Genomic DNA, 23,870 nt, shown 5'->3' on the forward strand with positions numbered 1-23,870 from the left:
ATGGATCGGAGCTCAATGGTGCACAGTCGGCGTGTGACGCTCACCTCCGCGGCGGTCACGGCGGTGGCCGAACTGCTCGGTGTGGACGCGACCACCGTCGCCACCGACGCACCGTTCGCCGACCTCGGCTTGAACTCCACCCAACTGGCCCGGCTGACGGCGCTTTTAGAGGACGCCGCGGGGGTCGAGGTCTCGCTCGCGACGATCTACGACCACCCGGACATCGATCGACTGGTCGAGTATCTCGCGCTGCGATGACGGCCGCGGGCGTATCGATCGTCGGCATCGGCTGCCGGATTTCCGGTACCACCAGCGCCGACGAATACTGGCGCACGCCGCGCGACCGGACACCGGTCAGCACCGATCCGGCCCCGTTCGACCACGCGTGGTTCGGCCTGTCCGAGCGCGAGCGCGCGAGCGTGGACCAGCCGCAGCGCCTGGCCATGACGGTGGCCGTAGAGGCGCTCGACGATGCCGGAATCGGTTACCTGGCACCGGGTTCCGGTGCGGCGGTGCTGTTCGGCGCGAGCGCGGGGACCGCGGATCGGCTCTCCGCCGCGCTGGAACTGCACGGGCCGAGCCTGACCCTCGACGGCGCGCGATCGTCGTTCCCGACCGCGCTCGGCCTGGCCGTGCGACTGCTCGACGACGCGACGGTGCCGTTCGCCGTCGTGGGTGCCGTCGCGCCGAACCCGCCCGCCCCCAACGACATTCCCGCGGACGGCGCCCGCGACACGGCCGAGCAGTGCGCGGTGTTCGTCCTGCAGCGCACCGCGGACGCGGCCCAGGACGGCAATCGGCAGTACGCGCAGATCGTCGAGGTGGCCTTCGGTTCGAACGGACACCCCGCCGGCCAGCCGCAGCAGACGCCCGCCGCGCCACCGTCGGCCACGAGCATCGGTGCGTTGGTCGAGGCGGTGCTCGGGGTCTACCACCGCGATGCGGCGGTCGAGCCCGACCCGACCGCCGAATCGGCGCTGGTCCGGGTGAGCGTCCGCGCGGACGGAAGCACCTACGCCGACGTGGTGCTGCGGCGTGCCGAGGCGACGACCACGGCGCGAGGCTGCCAGCCGCCGGTCCTGATCCCGGTGACCGGCCGGGACAATGCCGAACTCCGGGCGCAGGCCCAGCGTTTCGCGCTGCATCTCGAACGCGCGGCGGGTGGCGATGCACCGGGCTCACCCGCTCTCGTGCGTGAGTTCGCCGCGGCCACCGCGCGATTGATCCCAGAGCGGGCACGCGCGGTGGTGCTCGCGCAGGACCACGACGACGCGATGACGCAGCTGCGGGCGCTGGCGCACGGCGAGGCCAGCACCGCGGTGTTCGGCCCGACCTCGCTGCGGCGTCCGGGCGGACTGCTGTTCCTGTTCTCCGGGCGCGGCGCACAGCATCACTCGATGGGCCGCGCGCTCGCCGCCCGGCACCGGATCTTCGCGGCGGCGCTGGCCGAGACCGCCGAGGCGATCGTTGCGGCGGGCGGCCCACGCCCCTGGACACCGAAGCACGGCTTCGCACTCACCGCGGGCGGCGGCGCCGACGCCGCGTACGCGAGCGGGCTGGTCGCGGCCGCGCTGTTCACCTTCCAGGTGGCGGTGGCGAAATTGCTGGCAGCCTGGGGTGTTCGGCCCGATGCCGTCGCCGGGCACGGGCTCGGCGAGCTCGCGGCCGCCGCGGTCAGCGGCGCGCTCTCCCTCACCGATGCCGCGCTGATCGTGGTGCGGCACAGCACATTGCCCGCGCCGACCGGTGCCGCGGCGGCATTGCTGAGCGCCTCCCAGGCCGACGCGGTGAAGCTGGTCGAGCCGCTGCGCGGTCAGGTCCGGATCGCGGCGGTGGACGGTCCGCGCTCGGTGCTCGTCACCGGGAGCGCCCGCTATATCGAGACGGTGATCCGGCGGGCCAAGCGCCGCAACATGTTCGCGCGCCGGCTCACCGCCGGCACCAGCCCGTTCGGCCAGAGCGGCAGTGTGCCCGCGGGTTTCCTCGACGCGCTCGCGCAGGTGCGTCCAGCCGCGCCGCACACGCCCATGTACTCGACGGTCCGCAACGGCGCGGTGCTGACCGGGCCGAGCACCGACGCACGGTACTGGGCCGAGAACGCCTCGGGCACCGTGCAGCTTGCGGCCGCGCTGGCACACGCGGCGGTGGACGGCATGACCACGGTGGTGGAGATCGCCCCGCAGCCCGTGCTGCTTTCCGCGGTCCGGGCGTACCCCGACTTCCGGGACGCGGCGTACCCGGTGGCGACCAGCACCGACGAAGCCGGCGAGTTCCTCGCCTGCCTGGCGCGGCTGCATCTGGACGGACGGCCGATCGACTGGTCCGCGCAGGGCCCGTTCGTCGCGCCGCCGCGCCGGATCTGGCGCAGGTCGCGCGCGCTGCCCGCAGCGCGCGGCACCGAATCGGCGCCGCCCGCCGACGATCTCGTGGTCCACGGAACACCCGCCGTGCCTGCGTCCTACTGGCTGTGGTCCCTATTTCGGCACGCGGGCTCTGGCACCACAGTACTGACCGACTTCGCGGTGCACGAACCGGCCGATCCGGCGCTGCTCTCGCTCGTCGGCTACCACGGCGTCGACGGCGAGGGGAGTCTGCGGGCGGAGGTCACCGACGGCGGAGCGCTGGCTTCGGCCCGGCCGGTCGGTGACCCCACACCCGCGGATATCGTCGCATGGATGCGGGTGGTCGATGCGAACCGGGCCGGGCGACACCGGATGCGGGCCGTCGCGCCCGCCGCCTTCTATGACGAACTACGGTGCAGGCGGGTGGCCTACGGACCGCGACTGCGCGTGCTGCGCGGCATCGCGCTCGGGCCGGAGCAGGCCATCGGGCTGTTCGACGCCGCCGAATTGCACAGCCCCACAACGATCGAGGGGTGCCTGCAGCTGCTCGCCGCGACCGGGTACGCGGACGCACCCGCCGAGGCCATCGCGCTGCCGATCGGCATCGAGTCGGCCTGGCTGTCCGCCGAGCCACGCCGGACCGTGTTGGAGGCGCACGCGTTCCTGCACACCCGGACCGCGACCGCGCTGCTCGGCGACGTGATCGGCACCGACCAGCACGGCGTTCCGTGCCTGGCGCTCTCCGGCGTCCGGATCCACCTCGCGGCACCGGATGCCGCGGCGCCCATGACGAGTACGCCGCAGCCCGTCGAGCGCCCGTTCTCGTTTCGGCAGGAAACATGGGCGCCCGGCGAACTCCCCGATCTGGTCCAGGACCCACTTGTCGTGCGTGCCTTGGTCATCGGCGACTCGGAACTGGCCGTCCGGCTGGCCACCGCGCTCGAGGCTGTGGCGCCGACCGACCGCGTACCGCACGCCTCGTTGCCGCAGGTAGCGTCCGCGCTCGACCGGGATTCCCGCGGTGGGCACACGGCATTCGTGCTGGTGTGCGCCGAACTCGTCTCGACCACAGCCGAATTCGAGCAGTCCACGGCGACCGGCGAGATCGCGGCGGCGGTCGGAGGTGCGCTCTTACTGCTCCAACAGCTGCTCGCCACGCAGGCACCCGGACCCGTGTCGATCGTGCTGCCCGCACAGGCCGAACCGGCTACGGAGACAACGCGGCTCGGCGAACTCGCGACCGCGCTCGGGATCGCGGGCCTGGTGCGATCACTGCAACACGAGTGCGCCCGGACGGTGCGGCTGGTGTGGGCCGATGCCGCGGACGCGGCGACGCTGGGCAGGCTGGTCGTCGCGGGTGCGGCCGACCTGCCGACCGAGTTGCGGGTGTCCGCGGACACTTTGCGCCTGCGCCGGTTCGCGCATGCCCGCCGCCGCACGCTGCCCGCCACCGTGGACATCGGCGGAACCTATGTGGTCACCGGCGGCCTCGGCGCGCTCGGCTCGATCGCCGTGCGCTGGCTGCTCGATGCCGGGGCCCGCGATGTCGTGGTACTCACCAGGTCGCCGCGCCCCGTCCCCGCGCTGCTCGACGGATGGGAGGATCGGATCGTGGTCGTACGCTGCGACGCCGCCGATCGCGGCGATCTCGCCAACGCGCTCAACGACATCCGGGCCTGCGGTTCCACCATCCGCGGCGTGGTGCACGCGGCCGCCGACGGCACCGACGCGGCGTTCGACGCCGTCACCATCGCCCAGCTCACCAGGATGTTCGCGCCGAAACTGCAGGCGGCGCGCAACCTGATCGAGCTCACCGCCGCCGACCCGACGGACTTCGTCCTGCTGTGCTCGGCCACCAGCAGCGCGCTCGGCGCGGCCGGGCACGCCGCGGACGCGGCCGCCAACGCGGCGATGGACGCCCTGGCCGCGAGTTGCCCCGGGCGCGGGGTGCTCAGCATCGGCTGGGACCGGTCGACGGCCGACGGCGACGATGCCGCGCTGTCGCGCACCGGCGCCGCCCGGCGCGGCGCGGGCCTGCTCACGCAGGTACTGCGCTACAGCGACACCTACCTCCTCACCCTCGACGAGGTCGCACCGGAACCGGTCGGTGAGGCCCCGTGACCGCGAGCCCGCCGCGCAACTGTCTCGCCGTTCGGGTCGCCGAACGGGCCGCGTCGCAGCCGGACACCGTCGCGTACACCGAACTGCGCTACCGGTTGCACGAGCGGCTGCCGAACTCGATCACCTACGCCCGCTTGCACATCGCGGCGGGCGAGCTCGCCGAGCGGCTGCGCGACGCGAGCGCGCCGGGGGACCGGGTCACCATCCTCTGCGGCCACGGACTCGACTACGTCGTCGCGTTTCTCGCCTGTCTGTACAGCGATCGCATTGCGGTACCGCTGTTTCCGGCGGCGGGCACGCGCAACCGAGAACGCTTGCACGCGGTCCTCGCCGACGCCCGGCCCACGGCCGCCCTGCTCTCGCACAGCGACGTGACCAGCCCGGCGGTGCTCGGGCCCGGCCTCGGGCAGGTGGTGCGACTACCACCGGACGTCACCGCCCCGGTATCCGGCGGTGCGTCACCCGAGGAACCCCGAATCGACCCGGTGCGCGGCACACCGGCTTATCTGCAATACACCTCAGGATCGACGCAGTCGCCGACCGGGGTCCAGGTCACCCACGCCAATATGGCCGCCGCACTGGAACAGCTGTGCCACGCCCTCGCGCCAACGCCGGACAAACCCATCCTGACCTGGTTACCGTTCTTCCACGACATGGGCCTGATCCTGGGCCTGTCGCTACCGCTCTACTGCGGGGTGCCCGGCTACACGATGGCGCCCGCCGAGTTCGTCAAGCGGCCGATCCGTTGGCTGCGCGCGGTCAGCGACTATCGTGCCGGCATCACCGGCGGGCCCAATTTCGGTCTTTCCCTTACTGTTTCGGGCACGACGCCGCAGGAGCGAGCGGGCCTCGACCTGTCCGGGCTCGATCTGCTGCTCAACGGGTCCGAGCCGGTGCGCGCCGAGGCGCTCGACGAATTCAGCACGGCCTTCCTCGATTACGGTTTCCGGCACCAGGCGCACACGCCGGGCTTCGGCCTCGCCGAGGCCACGCTGACGGTCACCGTCTGCGCGCGGGACGAGCAACCGGTGGCCCAGCGCTTCGACCGGGCCGCGCTGTCGGAGGGCCGGGTGGTCGCGCTGGTGCCCGGGGACGAACCGGTCGGCGCGGCGCTGGTCGGGTGCGGTGTGCCCGCCGGGCAGGACGTGCGCATCGTGCATCCGCTCACCCGGGTCGAATTGCCCACCGGTCGAGTCGGTGAGATCTGGGTGGCGGGCGCCAACGTCTGCGACGGCTATTTCGGCAGGCCCGACGCCACCGCCGAGACCTTCCACGCCGCCCTGGTCGGCAGCGACCTGCGTTGGCTGCGCACCGGTGACCTGGGCTTCTGGTTCGACGATCAGCTCTATATCGCCGGACGCCGCAAGGATGTCGTCGTGGTCGACGGCCGCAACCACTATCCGCCCGACATCGAGGCGACGGTGGAGACGTGCGCGCCGGAGGTCAGGCCGGGGCACGTGACGGTGTTCGGGCACGACGACGGTCGCCGGGAGGATCTGGTGGTGGTCGCCGAACTCGGCACGGTCGACGCGGTCGAACCCGCCGAGTTCACCGTGCTCGCCCGGCGCATTCGAGCGGCGGTCGCGGCCGCGCACGAGGTGCTGCCCGGCGCGGTGCTGCTGGTCGAACCGGGTCGCATTCCCAAGACCACCAGCGGCAAGCTCCGGCGCGGCGAGTGCAGGGCCCGCTACCTCGCGGGCCGCCTCGACCCCGTCGCGATGATCTGACCTGCCGCAACACCGGCGAGGTCCCACCGATCGGCGCCCACGGCCGCGAAGATGTGGACATGGCTACCGAGTCCGCCGAGATCGCCGCCCTGCCATGACCTTCTCCACCCTCGCGCTGGTGCTCGCGCTCGGGCTGTGCGGGCCGCTGCTCGCGCTGCGCGGCACCTGGCACCCGCCCGTGGTACTCGGCGAGGTGACGGCCGGAATCGTGTTCGGCGCCACCGGATTCGGCGTGCTGCACAGCGCCGACCCGATCTTCACGTTTCTGGCGGATATCGGCTTCTCCGTCGTCATGTTCGTCGCGGGCACCCACGTTCCGGTGCGCGATCCGACGGTACGCGCCGCCCTCGGGGTGGGCGCGGTGCGCGCGGTGCTGGTCGGATTGCTCTCGGTGCCAGCGGGTTTCGGTATCGCCCGAGGGTTCGATACCGGGCACGGCGCGATGTACGCCGTGCTGCTCGCGTCCTCCTCGGCGGCGTTGGTGCTGCCCATCGTCGACTCGCTCGGTCTGCGCGGACAGCCGGTGCTGGCGTTGACGGCGCAGGTCGCGATCGCCGACACGGTCTGCGTGGTCGCGCTGCCGCTGGCCATCGATCCGGCGCACGCGGGGCGGGCGGCACTCGGCGCGCTCGCGGTATCCGCCTGCGCGGTAGCGCTTTTCGTAGTACTGCGCTGGGTGGAGCAGTCGGGGCTGCGTCAGCGGGCACACCGGATCTCCGAGCAGCGCGGGCTCGCCCTGGAGCTTCGCGTCAGCCTCGCCGTACTGTTCGCGCTGTGCGCGGTCGCCACCCAGACTCGCGTCTCGATCATGCTGGCCGGCTTCGCCGCCGGGCTGGCCGTGGCCGCGGTCGGCGAGCCGCGGCGGGTGGCACGCCAGCTCTTCGCGATCAGCGACGGCTTCCTCGCGCCGCTGTTCTTCGTCTGGCTCGGCGCCCGGCTCGATCTGCGCGACTTCGGCGCGAACCCGCGACTGATCGCCCTTGGCGCGGCACTCGGCGTCGGCGCGCTGGTGGTGCACCTCGCACCGCGACTGGTCGGGCAACCGGTTGGCTACGGCGCGCTCGCGGCCGCGCAGATCGGCGTGCCGGTCGCCGCGGTCACCGTCGGTACCGAGTTGCGCGTGCTGGTGACCGGGGAGGCCGCGGCGCTGATGCTCGGGGCCCTCTGCACGATCGCCATCGCCGCGACGGCCGCGAGTCGACTCGCGGCGCGCGCGCCGTGAACAGCGCCGGGCGCGCGGGGACCGTGCTCAGTCGCCGGTATCGAACCCGTCGGCACGGCCCGGAGCTTCGGTGCGGCCGAGCAGCCGGTCGGTCTCGCGCCGTTCGCGCTTGGTGGGCCGGCCCGAGCCGCGGTCGCGGCTGGGCATAGCCGCGAGCAGCTCGCGGGCGGGCGGTGGCGGGCTGCGGTCGATCAGGCACTGTGCGGCGATCGGAGCACCGACTCGTTTGGTGACGATGCGCTCGACGATCACGATGCGTTCGATGCCGCCGACGCGGATGCGCACCTCGTCGCCCGGTTTGACCGGCTGGGCCGGTTTGGCCGTGCTGCCGTTGACCCGGACGTGTCCACCGCGGCACGCTTCGGCGGCGGCGGATCTCGTCTTGAACAGGCGCACGGCCCAAGTCCATGAATCGACTCGGGCCTGCGTCGCGGTGTTCGTGTTTGCGTGGGTACGGATGCCGTTGTCGGCGCGGGGCACGCTCTAGACGATACGGCGTGCGGTGACGACCTGGTCGGCGTGCAGCGGGGTGTAGGACACCGGCTGGCCGGACTGCACCGCGTTGAGCAGCTTGCCGTCGCCGGCGTAGATGCCGACGTGGCCGCCGCCGTTGGTCACGACGATGTCGCCGGGCTGCAGGTTGTGGAAGGCCACCGGAGCGCCGACGTGCGACTGCTCGAAGCTGGTGCGGGGGAGCTCGACGCCCGCCTGACGGTAGGCCCACTGGACCAGACCCGAGCAGTCGAAGTTGGAGGGACCCGCGGCGCCCCAGGAGTACATGGCGCCGACCTTGGTCTTGGCGGCGTCGAGTGCGATATCGCTGGCGCTGGGCGCGGGGTTGAACATGCCGGGCATGTTCGGCGCGAAGTTCGGCACGCCGGGGGCGGCCTGCTGCTGGGCGCCGGGGGCCTGCGCGTTCGGCATGGCCGAGACGGCCTGCTGGATCTGCTGGTTGAGCTGCTGGACGGGCGCCTCGTATTCCTGCGGGACAGGAACATCGAAGTTCCCGACGCCGGGAATGTTGATGGTCGCGGCCATCGCCGGAATCGCGGGCATCGCCCCGGTCGTTGCGGCCAGCGCGCCCATCACGACGGCACCCTTGACGGAATTCGGCAAGCGAGAATCCCGCTGCAAGCTGTGTTTACCCACCGAGCTACGTCTCCGATCTTCGTGCTCTCCCGCCGACCGGGCAGCTGACCAGAACATGGCCGCAAGGCATCACCGTCAACCAACATTCGGGCGATCCCGGCACGACAGCCGGGTAGATGGCCCCGACAGCCGATAAGGCGGTAACTCCGTGGCGCCGCTTCTCTTTCGAAACGACAGGACTCCACTAAGTCACGAAGAGATTACGATGCCTGCGCGGTGTTGTCCAGCGCACAGACCGCCACGTTTTAAGCGGAACTGAAAGTGCCTGGATGATCGCCCGAAATCACGACACGCCCAGCCGGTCACGACACGATATCGCGCCGAGCGCCGGTGTCACGGAATGACCCGCGACAGGACGAATCGGACAGGGGCAGCTCAGGATTCGCGCGCGCCGTCGCGGCCGCCGAGCGCCTGCTCCAACTCGACGATGCGCCGCTGCGCGTCGGCGAGGCCGACCTCGAGCTGACCCAGCGCCATGACCAGCGGCCCCACCGCCAGGTCGGCGACCAGCTGCGGATCGTCATAGCCGCGTTCGATCGCGACCAGGATGTTGGACCGGATGCGCCGCGCCACCGTGGCGCCGGCCGGTACGTTCCAGGATTCGACCACCTCGGCGGTGGTCGGGGTGGGTTCGTCGGACATGCCCCTCCGATACTCGCTGGAATCGCCCTCAGCGTAGTGACTTCCGCAGTACAAGGACAATCGTGCAATACCCGCCGCTAGGCGTATCTAGGACACGCCGTAGATGTCGGCAGATTTCCAGGACCGGACGGGCTACGGTGTGCGGGTATGGACCCCGTGCGGAATCCGTATGCTCCCGGAGCCGGACAGCGCCCACCCGAATTAGCCGGGCGCGCCAAGCAACTCACCGCCTTCGACATCGTGCTCGAGCGCATCGCACGGGGCCGCCCGGAACGCAGCGTGATGCTCACCGGGCTGCGCGGTGTCGGAAAAACGGTGCTGCTCAACCAACTTCGCTCGGCCGCCATCTCGCGCGGCTGGGGCACCGGCAAGATCGAGGCGCGCCCGGATCAGGAACTGCGCCGCCCACTGTCCTCCGCGCTGCACATGGCGGTCCGGGCGATCGCGATGGCGCACCGCAATCCCGAGCGGGTGGACGACTTCCTCGGCATCCTCAAGGCCTTCGCGCTGCGCGCCACCGCGGACAAGGGCATGCGGGAACGCTGGCAGCCCGGCATCGACGTCCCCGCGGTCACCGGCCGCGCCGATTCCGGCGACATCGAGATCGATCTGGTCGAACTGCTCGTCGAGGCCGCGGCACTGGCGAGCGAGATCGGTGTCGGCATCGCGATTTTCATCGACGAGATGCAGGATCTCGGCGCCGCCGACATCTCCGCGATCTGCGGCGCGTGCCACGAGTTGAGCCAGGACGCGGCGCCGCTCATCGTGGTCGGCGCCGGCCTACCGCACCTGCCCGCGGTGCTGTCCGCCTCGAAGAGCTACTCGGAGCGACTGTTCAGCTATCACCGCATCGATCGGCTCGATCGCGAGGCCGCCGACCTGGCCCTGATCGCGCCCGCGCAGCGCGAAGCGGTGAAGTTCACCGACGAGGCCTTGGACGCGCTGTATCAGCGGGCCGACGGCTACCCGTACTTCGTCCAGGCCTATGGCAAGGCGGCGTGGGACCAGGCGCCGGAGAGTCCCATCACCGCCGAGGACGTGGCGGTGGCCTCGCCGAGCGCGGAGGAGGAGCTCGCGGTCGGATTCTTCGGATCCCGCTACGAACGGGCGACACCGGCCGAGCGAGAGTACATGCGCGCCATGGCCGATCTGGCCGGCGACGACGGCCCGGTCGCCACCGCGGCGGTGGCCAGCGAACTAGGCCGCAAGCCCGCCTCGCTCTCGCCTGCCAGGGACGGGTTGATCAAGAAGGGGCTGATCTATTCGGCCGAGCGCGGCACGATCGGTTTCACGGTCCCGCACTTCGGCCGCTACCTGCGCAGCGTGTGAGGTCGGCGGTGAGCGCCGAATCAGGCTGTCTATCAAGATCATTAGAGATCGGTAGACACCAATCGACGCGAAGGCCTACCGGCGGGTAACTAAAGTTCTTACACTCGAATGTGATCCTGATCACGTCCGAGGAGGACATCATGGCGACTGCCGCGAAAGTCGACGCCACCGAAGAACAGGCCCGCGCCCTGGTCGAGGAATCCCGCGAAACCACCTGGGCCAAACCATCGTTCGCCAAGGAGATGTTTCTCGGCCGGTTCCGGCTCGACCTGATCCACCCCTACCCGCGGCCCAGCGCGGAGGACACCGCGCGTACCGACGCCTACCTGGCCCGGCTGCGGCCGTTCTGCGAGTCCATCGACGGCCGGGTGATCGAAACCGAGGGGCGGATCCCGGACGAATACGTCAAGGGGCTGGCCGAACTCGGTTGCTTCGGCCTCAAAATCCCGCAATCCCATGGTGGACAAGGGCTTTCCCAGTTCGGCTACAACCGCGCGTTGATGCTCGTCGGCTCCGCGCACCCCAGCCTCGGCGTGTTGCTCTCGGCGCACCAATCGATCGGCGTCCCCGAACCGCTCAAGCTCGCGGGCACCGCCGAGCAGAAGGCCGAATTCCTGCCCCGCTGCGCCGCGGGCGCGGTGAGCGCGTTCCTGCTCACCGAACCCGACGTCGGATCCGACCCCGCCAGAATGGCCAGCACCGCGGTGCCGACCGATGACGGCGAGGCGTACCTGCTCAACGGCGTGAAACTGTGGACGACCAATGGTGTTGTCGCCGAACTGCTCGTGGTGATGGCGCGGGTGCCCAAGAGCGAGGGCCACCGCGGCGGCATCTCCGCCTTCGTCGTCGAGGCCGACTCGCCGGGCATCACGGTGGAGCGGCGCAACGCCTTCATGGGTCTGCGCGGCATCGAGAACGGCGTCACCAGGATGCACGACGTGCGGGTGCCTAAGGCCAACCTGATCGGCCGCGAGGGCGAGGGCCTCAAGATCGCGCTCACCACCCTGAACGCGGGCCGCCTTGCCATTCCCGCGCTGTGCACCGCCTCGGCGAAATGGTCGCTGAAGATCGCCAGGGAGTGGAGCGCGGCGCGGGTGCAATGGGGCAAGCCGGTCGGCGAGCACGAGGCGGTCGGACAGAAGATATCCTTCATCGCCGCAACGACTTACGCGCTGGAGGCGGCACTCGACCTGTCCGCGGCCATGTGCGACGAGGCGCGCAACGACATCCGGATCGAGGCGGCACTCGCCAAACTGTGGGCCAGCGAGATGAGCTGCGCCATCGCCGACGAGCTGGTGCAGATTCGGGGCGGACGCGGGTACGAGACGGCGGCCTCACTCGCGGCACGTGGCGAACGCGCCGTCGGCGCCGAACAACTCGTCCGCGATCTGCGCATCAACCGCATCTTCGAAGGCTCGAGCGAGATCATGCGGCTACTGATCGCCAGGGAAATGGCCGACGCGCACATGAGCGCCGCCGGCGCGCTGGTCGACCGCAAAGCCGAGTTCAAGGACAAGGCGAAGGCGGCGGTCGGCGCGGCGGGGTTCTACGCCAAGTGGTTCCCGCAGTTGGCGGTCGGCGCGGGCAGCACACCGGCGACGTTCTCCGAATTCGGTGTTCTGGCAAAGCATTTGCGCTTTGTCGAGCGCAGCTCGCGCAAGCAGGCGCGGTCGCTGATGTACGCCATGGGCCGCTGGCAGGCCGGGCTGGAGTACAAGCAGAACTTCCTCGGCCGCATCGTCGACATCGCGGCCGAGCTGTTCGCCATCTCGGCATCCTGCGTGCGGGCGCACGCCCTGCGCGCCGCGGCCGCCCCCGAGGCCGCGGCCGCCGAGGAACTCGCCGACGTCTTCGCCAAACAGTCCCGCGTCCGCGTGCGCAAACTGTTCGACTCCCTCTGGGACAACACCGACGCCGAAGACCACACCCTCACCCGCGCGGTCCTCGACGGCCGCTACACCTGGCTCGAAGCGGGCGTCTTCGACCCGAGCGAAGGCACCGGCCCCTGGATCGCCGAATGGCAGGTAGGCCCCTCCACCGAACAAAACCTCCTGCGCCCCTTCCTCCCCTCCACCCGCACCCCCCACCAAACCACCTGACCCCCACCCCGGGGCCGCGCTCACCACGGCGTACCCGACCGCGACCCCGGGGCAGGCGTTTCGTCGGTAGGTCGATGTGCGCGTCAGCAGGGGATTATCTGGCGATCTTTTGGAATTGCTAGAGAGCTGTAGATATTGATGGCTGGTGGAAGTAGGGGTTTCTAAGGCAATCTAGATTTGGGGGTATAGAGATGTAGATTTTGGGGAGGAGGGGGTGGGGGTGGGGGTACGTGTCGGCTTCAGTTGGACAACTTGTGCATAACGCCTGGTATGTGGGGGTAACGGGGCGGAAATATCTATCGACAACCGGGCAAGAACGATCCGCTTGGATGCACCCTCCACAGGAGGTCGTCATGTCCATGACTATTTCGCGCTGTGCGGCCGACTACGACGGCCATCGCGTCACGGTGACGGCCGCGGACGGCGTCCCACTGTCGGTCCGCGTGTTCGGCGCGGATACCGCGCCGGTGACCATCGTGTTCGCGCACGGACACTGCTTACGCACCGAATCCTGGGCGTTCCTGCGCGAGCAGCTGCTGCGTCAGTGGGGCACGGCAGGCGGCTCGGCGGTCAAGATGGTGTTCTACGACCACCGCGGGCACGGGGAGTCCGGCGAGGCCCACCCCTCGACGTACACCATCGACCAGCTCGGACACGACCTCGACACCGTGCTGCGCACGGTCGCCCCGACCGGTCCGGTCGTGCTGATCGGGCATTCGATGGGGGCGATGGTCGTGCTGGCCTACGCGCGGCTGTTCCCGGCGGCGATCGGCACCCGCATCGTCGGTGTCGGGCTGATCGCCGGCGCCGCCAACGGCCTCACCGAGGTCGGTCTCGGCCGCTTCCTCAAGCGCCGCGCGGTGCGCTCGCTGCAGGTGGCGGTGGTGCGCGCGCCCCGGGTGATGCAGGGCTCCAAGCGGATGTCGCGGCGGATCTTCGAGCCGATCATGCGCGCGGCGAATTCCGGGACGCGGCGGGTCAATCCGCGCATGGTCGCGGTCGCGACCGCCATGCTGAACGACACGCCGCTGCTGACCATGTCGAGCTTCCTCGCCTCGCTGATGACCTTCGACGAGACGGCGACCCTGCACCGGCTCGGCAGCATCCCGGCGCTGGTACTCGCGGGCACTGCGGACATCGTAGTGCCGTTCGCACACTCGGTGGTGCTGGCCTCGCAATTGGCGGGATCGCAGCTGGTTCCGCTGGAGGGCGCGGGACACAGCGTGATCTTCGAACGCGCCGAAGAGGTGGCGCTGTCCATCGTCGGGCTGGTCGATCAGGTCGTCGGCCATCTGCGCGGGCAGGGCCCGGAATACGCGGTCGCCGGCTGACACACCGGCCCGTCGGCGTTTCCCACCAGCGCCGACGGCCGGTCACGGGCAACGTTTGGGCGAACTACCGAAATTCAGCTCTCGACGAGCCAGAACCCGATTCCTTCTGTACTGTGTTAGAGATCACGTTGTGTGGTGAGTCACACGACTCGGTGTCGCGCGTTTCCTGGCAGACCATGGAACAAACCGCTACCCACCGAGTTCGCATGTGCCGCCAGGAACACAGGAGGTATCGATGACACGCAGCGAAATCGCGGAACTCCGCTATGCGGTCGGCCAGCTCCGGCAATCCATCGGCGCACTGCGGACGCACTATGGCGACGCGAACATGGTGCGCCGGTTGGAGAACGACCTCGAACGGCTCGTCATCGACGCCGACGAGATCGAGCAGGCGCCGCCGCCGGAGGTGAAGCGCCGGGCGCAGGACACCATCTACGTCCCGGACAGCAAGTCCGACGAGGCGGCCTGGATGGGCGCGCAGGACGAGGGCCTGGGCTTCCACTCCCGCCCGCGCACCAAGTAGCCGGCAGCGACTTCGCGGGCCCGTTCCGTGCCGGTGGGCCCGCGTAGTGCGGTGTGCTCAGGCCCGGTGCCTGCCGAAACGACGGTTCGGCCGCGCACCGTGGAACCTCGCGCCGCGGGGGACATCCGCCACCGGCGTCGACCCGGCCGCTTCGAACAGGGCCGCGATGCCGTGATCATGGCCGAGCGCGATCGCCTCCAGCCCGTAACTACCGTTGGTCCGGGCGAGTTCGTGCAGCATCGTGGTCATGATGCGCAGGCCGGTCGCGCCGACCGGATGCCCGAGCGCGATGGCCGAGCCGTTCACATTCAGCCGTTCCCGGTGGTCGAAATCCCACGCTCGCGCCAGGGCCAGCACCTCCACCGCGAAACCCTCGTTGACCTCGACCAGGTCGATGTCGTCGAGCCGCAGCCCGGTGCGGCCGAGCAGTTTGGCCACCGCCGGTGCGGCGCCGAGCGTCGCCGGGCCCGCGTCACTGCCCGCCGCCGCCCACCCCACCAGGTAGGCCATCGGGGTCAGGCCGAGATCGGCGAGCCGGTCCTCGGCGACCACCAGGCAGGCCGCCGCCCCGCGCCGGTGTGCGCTCATGTTGCCCGCGGTCACCACGCCGTCGGACAGCAGCGGACGCAACGCGGCCAGGGTGTAGGTGGACACCTCGTCGTCGACCCCCTCATCGCGCAGAATCCGGTGTCCCCCAGTGTCTTCCACGCCGGAGTCGACGCCGTGGCCCGGTTCGGCGCGAACCCCGACCGGGATCACCTCCGCGGCGAAGTTGCCCTGTCGCCAGGCCCGCGCCGCCTTGCGATGGCTGGCCACCGCGAACTCGTCGGCGTCGGCGCGGCCGATGCCGTAATAGCGGGCCAGGCCCTCGGCATTGCTCAGATCGGACGCGTCCACCGCTTCGCCCTGGCGGCCCGCGGCTCCCGCGGCGCACTCCACCCCGCCCGCCACCACGACATCGGCCGCCCCGGTCTGCACCATCATCGCCGCGGTGAGCACCGCCTGCAGGCCGCTGCCGCAGCGCCGATCGGTGAGCACGCCCGGCACCGCGAACGGCAAACCCGCACTGCGCGCGGCCAACCTGCTCAGTTCCGCACCGCCGGGCAGACTGCCGTCGACGCAGGCCAGCACGATGTCTTCGATGCGGGCCGGGTCGACCCCGGAGCGTTCGACCACCGCGGCGAGCACGGTCGAGGCCAGCCATCCGGCCGGCATGCCGGTCAATGCGCCCCCTTCGATCCCGCTGGGTGTGCGGACCGGCGCGACGATCGCGGCTCTTCTCACGTGGTTCTCCTTCCCCCGGCCGCGTGCGCGCCGATCGGGCGCGCTCGCGGCCGCTGTCGTGACATCAGTGCACGTCAGCGGGTACATCTCGGGGAAAGGTGACCACAGATTTGTTGCCGCCGTGTGACGATCGGCGCGTCGTGATTTCAACCCGCGGTTTTGTTCCGGCCGAGCTTGCTCGAATCCTGTTCCGTTTTAGTCGAGTTCGAAGTGTTTGCGGTCCGTTCACCGCTCAGCGCTGTCTTTTGCGGCGACATCGAATGTGGCGCAAATCACGGGCATCCCGGCGGGTCCGGAATGCCAGGACCCCGCTCGAGCGATAGCAGGGGTGTCGTATGGTGCTGGGCATCACATTCGATTGCAGAGGGAATCGATCCCCCCGCACAGCAGAGCGAGGCATCCACCTGTGAGTGCCGCACCTACCGCCACCCCGGAGACGGGGACGGGCGTCTTCAGCAAGACCAGGGCCCGAATCTCCGAACGCACACTGCGTACCGATCGATGGTGGGTACCACCGTTGATCACGGTGCTCGGGCTCGGCGCGTTCGTCATCTACGCGACGATCAGATCCTATGTGCGAACGGCATATTGGGTACCGGACTATCACTACCTGACGCCGTTCTATTCGCCGTGTCTGAGCACCTCGTGCGTCGAGGGGTCCAGTCACTTCGGCACGCCGTTCGGCGAGCTGCCCGCGATTCTGCCGCTCGGCTTCGTGGTGCTGCCGTTCCTGCTCGGCTTCCGGCTGACCTGCTACTACTACCGCAAGGCCTACTACCGGGCCGTGTGGTTCTCCCCGCCGGCCTGCGCGGTCGCCGAGCCGCACGCCAAGTACACCGGTGAAACCCGGTTGCCGCTGATCATCCAGAACGCGCACCGCTACTTCTTCTATGTGGCGCTGCTCGTTTCGGTGATCAACACCTATGACGCGGCCGTCTCGTTCCACGGTAAAGACGGCGGCTTCGGCCTCGGCCTCGGCAATTTCGTGCTGTGGGGCAACGTGCTGCTGCTGTGGGCCTACACCCTGTCCTGCCATTCGTGCCGGCATATCGCGGGCGGCCGGCTCAAGAACTTCTCGGCGCACCCGGTGCGCTACTGGTTCTGGACCCAGGTCTCCAAGCTGAACACCCGGCACATGGCGCTGGCCTGGACCACTCTCGGCACGCTCGTGCTGACCGACTTCTACGTCATGTTGGTGGCCAGCGGGACGATTTCGGACTTGCGGTTCATCAACTGATCCGCCTCAACCCCAGGAGTATTCGCGGCCATGCCAGAAGTGGAACGGCACAAGTACGACGTCGTCGTGATCGGAGCCGGTGGCGCCGGATTGCGCGCGGTCATCGAGGCCAGAGAACACGGCCATTCCGTCGCGGTGGTGTGCAAATCCTTGTTCGGCAAGGCACACACCGTGATGGCCGAAGGCGGCTGCGCCGCGTCGATGGGTAATGCCAACGAGAAGGACAACTGGCAAACCCATTTCAAGGACACGATGCGCGGCGGCAAGTTCCTGAACAACTGGCGCATGGCCGAATTGCATGCCCAGGAGGCGCCCGACCGGGTGTGGGAGCTGGAAACCTATGGGGCGCTGTTCGATCGGACCGCCGACGGCCGGATCAGCCAGCGCAACTTCGGCGGCCACACCTACCCCAGGCTCGCCCACGTCGGCGACCGCACCGGCCTCGAGATCATCCGCACCATGCAGCAGAAGATCGTCTCGCTGCAGCAGGAGGATTTCGCGGCGACCGGGGACTACGAGGCGCGGATCAAGGTCTTCTCCGAGTGCACCATCACCGAGCTGCTCAAGGACGGTGACCGGATCTCCGGCGCCTTCGGCTACTGGCGCGAATCCGGCCGCTTCATCCTGTTCGAAACGCCCGCAGTGGTTTTGGCGACCGGCGGCATCGGCAAGTCGTACAAGGTGACCTCGAACTCCTGGGAGTACACCGGCGACGGTCACGCGCTCGCGCTGCGCGCCGGGGCGACCCTGATCAACATGGAGTTCCTGCAGTTCCACCCCACCGGCATGGTCTGGCCGCCCAGCGTCAAGGGCATCCTGGTCACCGAGGGGGTGCGCGGCGACGGCGGCGTGCTCAAGAACACCGACGGCAAGCGCTTCATGTTCGACTACATCCCCCCGGTCTTCAAGGGGCAGTATGCCGAGACCGAGGAGGAGGCCGATCAGTGGTTGCGCGACAACGATTCCGCGCGACGCACACCGGACCTGCTGCCGAGGGACGAGGTCGCCCGCGCGATCAACGAGGAGGTCAAGGCCGGACGCGGCACCCCGCACGGCGGCGTCTTCCTCGATATCGCCTCGCGGATGCCCGCCGAGGAGATCGTGCGTCGGCTGCCCTCGATGCACCACCAGTTCAAAGAGCTCGCGGACGTGGACATCACGAAGGAGCCGATGGAGGTCGGCCCGACCTGTCACTACGTGATGGGCGGCATCGAGGTCGATCCCGACTCCGGCGCGGCCACCGTGCCCGGATTGTTCGCGGCCGGTGAGTGTTCCGGCGGCATGCACGGCTCCAACCGGCTCGGCGGCAACTCCCTGTCGGACCTGCTGGTGTTCGGCCGTCGGGCCGGACTCGGCGCGGCCGCCTACGTCGAGCGGCTCACCGAGCGCCCCGCGGTCTCCGACGCCGATGTCGACGCCGCCGCCAAGGTGGCGCTCGCGCCGTTCGATCCGCCTGCCGACGGCGCGGGGGAGAACCCGTACACCCTGCACACCGATCTGCAGCAGACGATGAACGACCTGGTCGGCATCATCCGCAAGGAACACGAGGTGCGCGAGGCGCTCACCAAGCTCGACGAGCTGCGCACCCGGTTCAAGCAGGTCACCGTCGAGGGGCACCGGCAGTTCAACCCGGGGTGGCACCTCGCGCTCGACCTGGAGAACATGCTGCTGGTCAGCGAGTGCGTGGCGAAGGCGGCACTGCTGCGCACCGAGAGCCGCGGCGGGCACACGCGCGACGATCATCCCTCGATGGATCCCGATTGGCGCAACAAGCTGCTGGTCTGCGCGGTGGATCCGAAGACGGCGGACCAGGCCATCCCCGACGTCACAGTGACGCCGAAGGACCAGGTGCCGATGCGGCCGGAGCTGCTCGCCCTTTTCGATCTCGGCGAGCTCGAAAAGTACTACACCCCGGCCGAACTCGCCGGGCACCCGGCCACCGCCGGGAATTCGACAGAGCGAGAGGCGTAGCGATGGGTTACGACGCCAAGTTCCGCGTATGGCGCGGCGATCTCGAGGGCGGCGAGCTGCACGACTTCACCGTGCCCGTGAACGAGGGCGAGGTGGTGCTCGACATCATCCACCGGCTGCAGGCGACGCAGGCGCCGGATCTGGCCGTGCGCTGGAACTGCAAGGCGGGCAAGTGCGGATCGTGCTCGGCCGAGGTGAACGGACGGCCGCGGCTGCTGTGTATGACCCGCATGTCCACCTTCACCGAGGCCGAGGTCATCACGGTGACCCCGATGCGCACCTTCCCGGTGATCAAGGACCTGGTCACCGACGTCTCGTTCAACTACGAGAAGGCGCGCGAGATCCCCTCGTTCACCCCACCCGCGGACCTGAAGCCGGGCGACTACCGGATGAAGCAGGTCGACGTCGAGCGCTCGCAGGAGTTCCGCAAGTGCATCGAATGCTTCCTCTGCCAGAACACCTGCCACGTGGTGCGTGACCACGAGGAGAACAAGCAGTCCTTCGCCGGTCCGCGGTTCCTGATGCGGATCGCCGAGCTGGAGATGCATCCCCTCGATGTCGCCGACCGGCGCGACCTGGCCCAGGACGAGCAGGGCCTCGGACTCTGCAATATCACCAAATGCTGTACCGAGGTCTGCCCGGAACACATCAAGATCACCGACAATGCGTTGATCCCGATGAAGGAGCGCGTCGCCGATCGCAAATACGATCCGCTGGTGTGGTTGGGCAACAAGCTCTTCCGACGCTGAAACAACCAGATGCGCACCGGCCGAGGCATTCTCGGCCGGTGCGCATTGCTATTTCCAGACCACCAATTACAAGATCGCGACCACGCCGAGGGCAACCACCCACACCAGTGCCCCGACCAGTAACGACTGCACCAGCGAACCGGTGAGGAGGAACACGCCGACCGACGTCACGGCAAAGAGCAATGCGACGATCAGCCATTCCACCCAATCGCCCGGACGCAATTTCTTGTACGGGGAGTGGGAGTTCTTCAACCCACGGTCCATAAAGGATGGGCTACCCAAATGTTATCCAAGCGAAACGCTTCGCTCCGGCGCGCCGTGGAATAGTGCCCGTGACCGGGCAGATCCGGGCTGGCTACCGCGGCCGGTCGAACTCGCCGTCCTGCACCCCCGCGGTGAACGCCGCCCACTCGGCGGGCGTGAAGACCAGCACGGGGCCGTCCGGGTTCTTGCCGTCACGTAGGCCGACGTGCCCCTGCGCCAGCAGCGCCACCTCGACGCTGGCGTTACCCGCCCCCGCACCCGCCGTGCGCCAGGTCGCGCCGGACAGGTCCACATTCGCACCACTGTTGACACTCACGAATCGAACTCCTTGATCGGCACAGCGCACTCAGGCACGGGTGAATTCGCCGTCCGCGACACCGGAGGTGAATGTGTCCCATTCCGCGGGGGTGAAAACCAGGGCCGGGCCGCCGGGATTCTTGCTGTCCCGCACGCCGACCCGTCCGCCGCCGAGGAAGGCCACCTCGACGCAATCCTTACTGCCGCTGCGGGAGCTCGTAAACCACTGAGCCCCAGCCAGATCGATACTCATGCCGCAAACTCCTTCGCTACCTGCCGAAGCAGGTGTCTACTGGTTTGAATATCCAGCGCGGCGCGCTGGAGGCACGCGTGTGCCCGATGGTACCGCTGCACATCGACCGGTCTTTCGAGGTAGAGATCCCCGGTGAAGCCTTCTACATACACAACTGGGGGCTCTACCGGATGCCCCTTGCTATCTGTGCCGAACTCGAGCACGGTGAAAGGACCCGTGGAATCTCCGAGCGGAATGCCGGCCGCGAACGGCAGGATACGCACAGCAACATTGTCGTTGGTACTCAAATCCGCAAGATGTCTTAGCTGCGCCGCCATCACTTTCGCGCCACCGACGACGCGACGCAGGACCGACTCGTGCAACACGACGGCGACCGTCGCGGGGGAGGCACGGCGCGAGATGAGCGCCTGCCGTTGTAATCGCAACTGCACCCGGCGTTCCAGCTCGGCGTCGGAATCGTCCGGATAGCCGAGGCGATGCAGGGCCTTCGCGTAGTCCGCGGTTTGCAGCAGACCCAGTACCAGTTCCGATTGGTAGGAACTGAGTTGCTGGGCCGATGCCTCCAAACCCACATAGACATCGAAGTTTTCGGGGATCAGGTCACCGTAGGCGTGCCACCAGCTTTTCACCGCGGCCTGCTGGGCCAGTCCCTTGAGGCCGTCGGCCAGGTCGTCGGGAATGCCATAGATGCGGCACAGCTCTTGGATATCTATGGTGCGGATGCGGTCGGCCTGCCCCTTCTCCAACCGCTGCAAAGTGCTTGCGCCCCACTCCATCAGGCGCGAGGCCTCGGCGATGGTCAGGCCCGCCTGAGTGCGCCAATCGCGCAGGTACCGCCCCAACTGCCGACGCGGTAGGGTAGAAGAAGCACTCTCGATACCGGACGGTCTGTCGTGATTTCCGGACACTCGCACCGAACTCGTTGACGCTCTTACCGAACTCGCTGACACAGCACGCTCCGTTCTGTGTTCGGCTGCTCACCCGCGCGCGGACAGGGGCAACCAGCAAGCTCGGTTCCCCGTCACTTCGCTTGGGCAGCGGGCTCTTTCGTCCACTATGGAGAATCCTGCCCTCCCTGCTGGTTTTCGTGCTGGGAATTCGCGCGAAATTCTTGGATATCCATCGCGGGCGTTGTTTCACACCCCCGGCAATGGTGTGCTGGAAGTATGCCCGGCACCGTCCGGGCACTCGCCAGGAGTCGCCACGCAGGAACGAGGAGTCATGGCTGTACATGTCATTGCGTCGTCCTTGATCACCAGCGATCTCACTACGCGCCGCGCACGCGGCGTCGGACCCGGAAGCTGGGTGGTGTCTTGCCTGCCGGGACACCCGCCGACGGGCGCGCAAACCGTTGCCGCGCCGCGGGTTGCCGAGCCGATGCCGACGCGACATCCGATGCCATCGCGGCAGCGCCGGCACACCACCGCAACCTCGGTGGGAGCCGCCTGATGCAACTCACCAACCTGAACATGCATGTGGCCGCGATGCTGGCCTGCGGTGCCGACCCGGGCATCATGTCCGTCGAACAGGCCCACGCGGCAATGCAATTGCACCTCGACTGCACCGTCGACCGCTGCCGGGTGCGGCGGCGCGCCAGGACCACCCTCGTCGAGGAGGGACGGTGCGTGCTGGACGAGCGCGCGCTGCCCTGCTGAGCGTCGCGGGCCTGAGCGCCGTCGTCACCTGAGCCGAACCCGCGCCGATCCGTTACCGTTGCCTGCGCGATGAGGTGTGTGTGGGAGAGGCGAACCCTGGTGGTGGCGCGGCAGTTCCGGCGTTCGTTGACAGTTCTGACAGTTTCGCTGCTGGCCGCCGTACCGGTCGCCGGGTACAGCGGTGCCGCGCCGGACACGGAGTCCGGCGGCATGGCCCGGTTCTATGCGCAGCGGCTGGACTGGAAGCCGTGCGGCATCGCAAATCTGGACAAAGCAGGCGGCGAATGCGCGGACGTGCTGGTCCCGCTCGATTACGGCAAGCTCGACGGCCGCACCATGACGGTGGCCATCTCGCGGGTCAAGGCGACCGAACCCGCTCGGCGGCAGGGGATTCTGCTGGCCAACCCGGGCGGGCCCGGCGCCGAAGGCCTGGACACCATCGATCTGCTGGGCGACGTGCTGTCCCCGCAGGTGCTGGCCACCCACGACCTGATCGGGATGGATCCCCGCGGCGTCGGCGCGTCCGGGCGCGGCGAACGTTGCGGCTGGCCGGTCGGGGAGATGATCCGATCGGCGGGCCTTGATCTCGCGGGCTTCGCGCACGACACCGTCCAGTCGGCGGGCATGGCCGTCGGCTGCCTGGTGCACGACCCGGAAAAAATGCGGCAGTTCACCACCCGCAACACCGCGCGCGACATCGACGTGGTGCGCGGCGTGCTCGGCGAGCCGACGCTCGACTATTACGGCACGTCCTACGGTACTTACCTCGGCGCGGTGTTCACCCAGCTGTTTCCGGACCGCAGCGGACGGATCGTGCTCGACAGCGCCATCGACCCGGATCGGTATTGGACAGGGCTGGTACAGGATTGGGGCCCGGCCGACGAGATCGCCCTGGACGACTGGGCCGCCTGGGCGGCGACGAAGGACGAGACATATCGGTTCGGCAGCACGCCGCAGCAGGTGCGGGCCACGATCGAGCAGCTGATTCGCACGGCGGCGCGCACACCGATCGTTATCGACGATTTCGCCGTCGACGATCACTGGCTGCCGTTCGTGCTGCACGGCATGCTGATGAACTTCCGGCTGAACGACGCTCTGGCCCAGACTCTCCGGGAGATCGCCGACGCGGCGGGCGGCCCGCCCGCCAAGGCGCGCACGCCCCGGCTCGCCGCGATCCTGACCGCGCTGCGCGACGGCGAGAATTCGACGCTGGCGCAGATCGCCTGTGGCGATGCCGGGGTGCCGCGCGATCCGGGCTGGTACTGGCGCACCATCGAGGAAAACCGCGCCACGCAACCGGTTTTCGGCGCGATGGCGAGCAATATCCAACCGTGCGCGTTCTGGCCAGGTCCGGTCGAAGCGCCGACCGTGGTGCGCAACGCGGTGCCCGCGCTGATCGTGCAGTCCACCGGTGACCCGCGCACGCCCTATCGGCACGCGCAGCGGCTGCACCAGCAGCTGAGCGCCTCGAAACTGGTGACGCTGCGAGATGTCCGGATCCACCTGACTTTTCGGCCAGATCTGAGCAGCTGCGTGAACGACGCGATCAACGCATATTTCGCCGCGGGCACGCTGCCCGACACCGACGTGGACTGCTACGCGGACAAGACCCCGGTCGAGTAGACCCCGACGGCATTCGGCCCCGATGACCCCTCAGGCATCGGGGCCGAATGTC

21 protein-coding genes are annotated in these 23,870 nt (G+C 68.9%); 13 read left to right on the plus strand and 8 right to left on the minus strand.

The features are described from left to right. Positions 1–33: 33 nt before the first annotated feature. The 4 genes from F5X71_RS35975 to F5X71_RS35990 all read left to right on the plus strand — a co-directional run bounded on the left by F5X71_RS35975 (position 34) and on the right by F5X71_RS35990 (position 7,412). Positions 34–258 carry an acyl carrier protein gene (locus F5X71_RS35975; RefSeq protein ID WP_238815637.1) on the plus strand — a complete coding sequence of 75 codons (225 nt, stop codon included), beginning with the start codon at positions 34–36 and terminating at the stop codon, positions 256–258. After that, on the plus strand, positions 255–4,463 hold the full coding sequence (locus tag F5X71_RS35980; protein ID WP_167465989.1) for a KR domain-containing protein: 4,209 nt from the start codon (positions 255–257) through the stop codon (positions 4,461–4,463). The genes F5X71_RS35975 and F5X71_RS35980 overlap by 4 nt, the downstream gene beginning before the upstream one ends. Further along, a complete protein-coding gene (locus tag F5X71_RS35985) occupies positions 4,460–6,190 on the plus strand; it encodes a fatty acyl-AMP ligase (RefSeq protein ID WP_167465990.1) in 1,731 nt (576 codons plus the stop codon). Before F5X71_RS35980 ends, F5X71_RS35985 begins: the two co-directional genes overlap by 4 nt. 94 nt (positions 6,191–6,284) lie before the next feature. Then, entirely contained in the window at positions 6,285–7,412 is a 1,128-nt protein-coding gene (locus F5X71_RS35990; protein WP_167465991.1) for a cation:proton antiporter, read from the plus strand. 27 nt (positions 7,413–7,439) lie between these two features. Here the strand turns inward: F5X71_RS35990 and F5X71_RS35995 are convergent, their stop codons facing one another. The 3 genes from F5X71_RS35995 to F5X71_RS36005 all read right to left on the minus strand — a co-directional run bounded on the left by F5X71_RS35995 (position 7,440) and on the right by F5X71_RS36005 (position 9,203). Beyond that, a complete protein-coding gene (locus tag F5X71_RS35995; protein ID WP_174817204.1) occupies positions 7,440–7,892 on the minus strand; it encodes an RNA-binding S4 domain-containing protein in 453 nt (150 codons plus the stop codon). 3 nt (positions 7,893–7,895) lie between these two features. Continuing rightward, on the minus strand, positions 7,896–8,498 hold the full coding sequence (locus F5X71_RS36000; RefSeq protein ID WP_167466999.1) for a C40 family peptidase: 603 nt from the start codon (positions 8,496–8,498) through the stop codon (positions 7,896–7,898). A gap of 438 nt (positions 8,499–8,936) precedes the next feature. Further along, the gene (locus F5X71_RS36005; protein ID WP_167465992.1) at positions 8,937–9,203 is read right to left on the minus strand and encodes a hypothetical protein; all 267 of its coding nucleotides are present in this window, start codon (positions 9,201–9,203) and stop codon (positions 8,937–8,939) included. A gap of 147 nt (positions 9,204–9,350) precedes the next feature. On the opposite strand from F5X71_RS36005, the gene F5X71_RS36010 reads away from it, so the two are divergent. The 4 genes from F5X71_RS36010 (at position 9,351) to F5X71_RS36025 (ending at position 14,485) form a co-directional block, all read left to right on the plus strand. Beyond that, a complete protein-coding gene (locus F5X71_RS36010; RefSeq protein ID WP_167465993.1) occupies positions 9,351–10,532 on the plus strand; it encodes an ATP-binding protein in 1,182 nt (393 codons plus the stop codon). A 140-nt stretch (positions 10,533–10,672) separates the two neighbouring features. After that, positions 10,673–12,631 carry an acyl-CoA dehydrogenase family protein gene (locus F5X71_RS36015; protein ID WP_167465994.1) on the plus strand — a complete coding sequence of 653 codons (1,959 nt, stop codon included), beginning with the start codon at positions 10,673–10,675 and terminating at the stop codon, positions 12,629–12,631. A gap of 359 nt (positions 12,632–12,990) precedes the next feature. Then, a complete protein-coding gene (locus F5X71_RS36020) occupies positions 12,991–13,962 on the plus strand; it encodes an alpha/beta fold hydrolase (RefSeq protein ID WP_167467000.1) in 972 nt (323 codons plus the stop codon). Between the two features lie 235 nt (positions 13,963–14,197). Further along, complete coding sequence (locus F5X71_RS36025; protein WP_167465995.1) at positions 14,198–14,485, plus strand: hypothetical protein; 288 nt, start codon at positions 14,198–14,200, stop codon at positions 14,483–14,485. 57 nt (positions 14,486–14,542) lie between these two features. Here the strand turns inward: F5X71_RS36025 and F5X71_RS36030 are convergent, their stop codons facing one another. After that, the gene (locus F5X71_RS36030) at positions 14,543–15,769 is read right to left on the minus strand and encodes an acetyl-CoA C-acyltransferase (protein ID WP_167465996.1); all 1,227 of its coding nucleotides are present in this window, start codon (positions 15,767–15,769) and stop codon (positions 14,543–14,545) included. Positions 15,770–16,175: 406 nt separating this feature from the next. On the opposite strand from F5X71_RS36030, the gene F5X71_RS36035 reads away from it, so the two are divergent. From F5X71_RS36035 to F5X71_RS36045, 3 genes are read left to right on the plus strand one after another with little or no spacing between them, the layout of a single operon-like run. Further along, positions 16,176–17,006, plus strand: a complete 831-nt coding sequence (locus F5X71_RS36035; protein ID WP_167465997.1) for a hypothetical protein — start codon at positions 16,176–16,178, stop codon at positions 17,004–17,006. A 30-nt stretch (positions 17,007–17,036) separates the two neighbouring features. Beyond that, positions 17,037–18,977, plus strand: coding sequence for a fumarate reductase/succinate dehydrogenase flavoprotein subunit (locus F5X71_RS36040; protein WP_167465998.1), 1,941 nt, complete (start codon positions 17,037–17,039; stop codon positions 18,975–18,977). Between the two features lie 2 nt (positions 18,978–18,979). After that, the gene (locus F5X71_RS36045; RefSeq protein ID WP_167465999.1) at positions 18,980–19,726 is read left to right on the plus strand and encodes a succinate dehydrogenase/fumarate reductase iron-sulfur subunit; all 747 of its coding nucleotides are present in this window, start codon (positions 18,980–18,982) and stop codon (positions 19,724–19,726) included. Positions 19,727–19,792: 66 nt separating this feature from the next. Here the strand turns inward: F5X71_RS36045 and F5X71_RS36050 are convergent, their stop codons facing one another. The 4 genes from F5X71_RS36050 to F5X71_RS36065 form a co-directional block, all read right to left on the minus strand. Then, entirely contained in the window at positions 19,793–19,978 is a 186-nt protein-coding gene (locus tag F5X71_RS36050) for a hypothetical protein (RefSeq protein ID WP_238815638.1), read from the minus strand. Between the two features lie 103 nt (positions 19,979–20,081). Continuing rightward, positions 20,082–20,306, minus strand: a complete 225-nt coding sequence (locus F5X71_RS36055; RefSeq protein ID WP_167466001.1) for a DUF397 domain-containing protein — start codon at positions 20,304–20,306, stop codon at positions 20,082–20,084. Between the two features lie 30 nt (positions 20,307–20,336). Continuing rightward, positions 20,337–20,540 carry a DUF397 domain-containing protein gene (locus F5X71_RS36060; protein WP_167466002.1) on the minus strand — a complete coding sequence of 68 codons (204 nt, stop codon included), beginning with the start codon at positions 20,538–20,540 and terminating at the stop codon, positions 20,337–20,339. After that, complete coding sequence (locus F5X71_RS36065; RefSeq protein WP_167466003.1) at positions 20,537–21,448, minus strand: helix-turn-helix domain-containing protein; 912 nt, start codon at positions 21,446–21,448, stop codon at positions 20,537–20,539. The genes F5X71_RS36060 and F5X71_RS36065 overlap by 4 nt, the downstream gene beginning before the upstream one ends. A 540-nt stretch (positions 21,449–21,988) precedes the next feature. On the opposite strand from F5X71_RS36065, the gene F5X71_RS36070 reads away from it, so the two are divergent. Beyond that, positions 21,989–22,195, plus strand: a complete 207-nt coding sequence (locus F5X71_RS36070) for a hypothetical protein (protein WP_167466004.1) — start codon at positions 21,989–21,991, stop codon at positions 22,193–22,195. 126 nt (positions 22,196–22,321) lie between these two features. Further along, a complete protein-coding gene (locus F5X71_RS36075) occupies positions 22,322–23,818 on the plus strand; it encodes an alpha/beta hydrolase (protein ID WP_203218249.1) in 1,497 nt (498 codons plus the stop codon). Positions 23,819–23,870 lie beyond the last annotated feature (52 nt).

It is taken from the genome of Nocardia brasiliensis (assembly GCF_011801125.1).
In the GTDB taxonomy this organism is placed as follows: domain Bacteria; phylum Actinomycetota; class Actinomycetes; order Mycobacteriales; family Mycobacteriaceae; genus Nocardia; species Nocardia brasiliensis_C.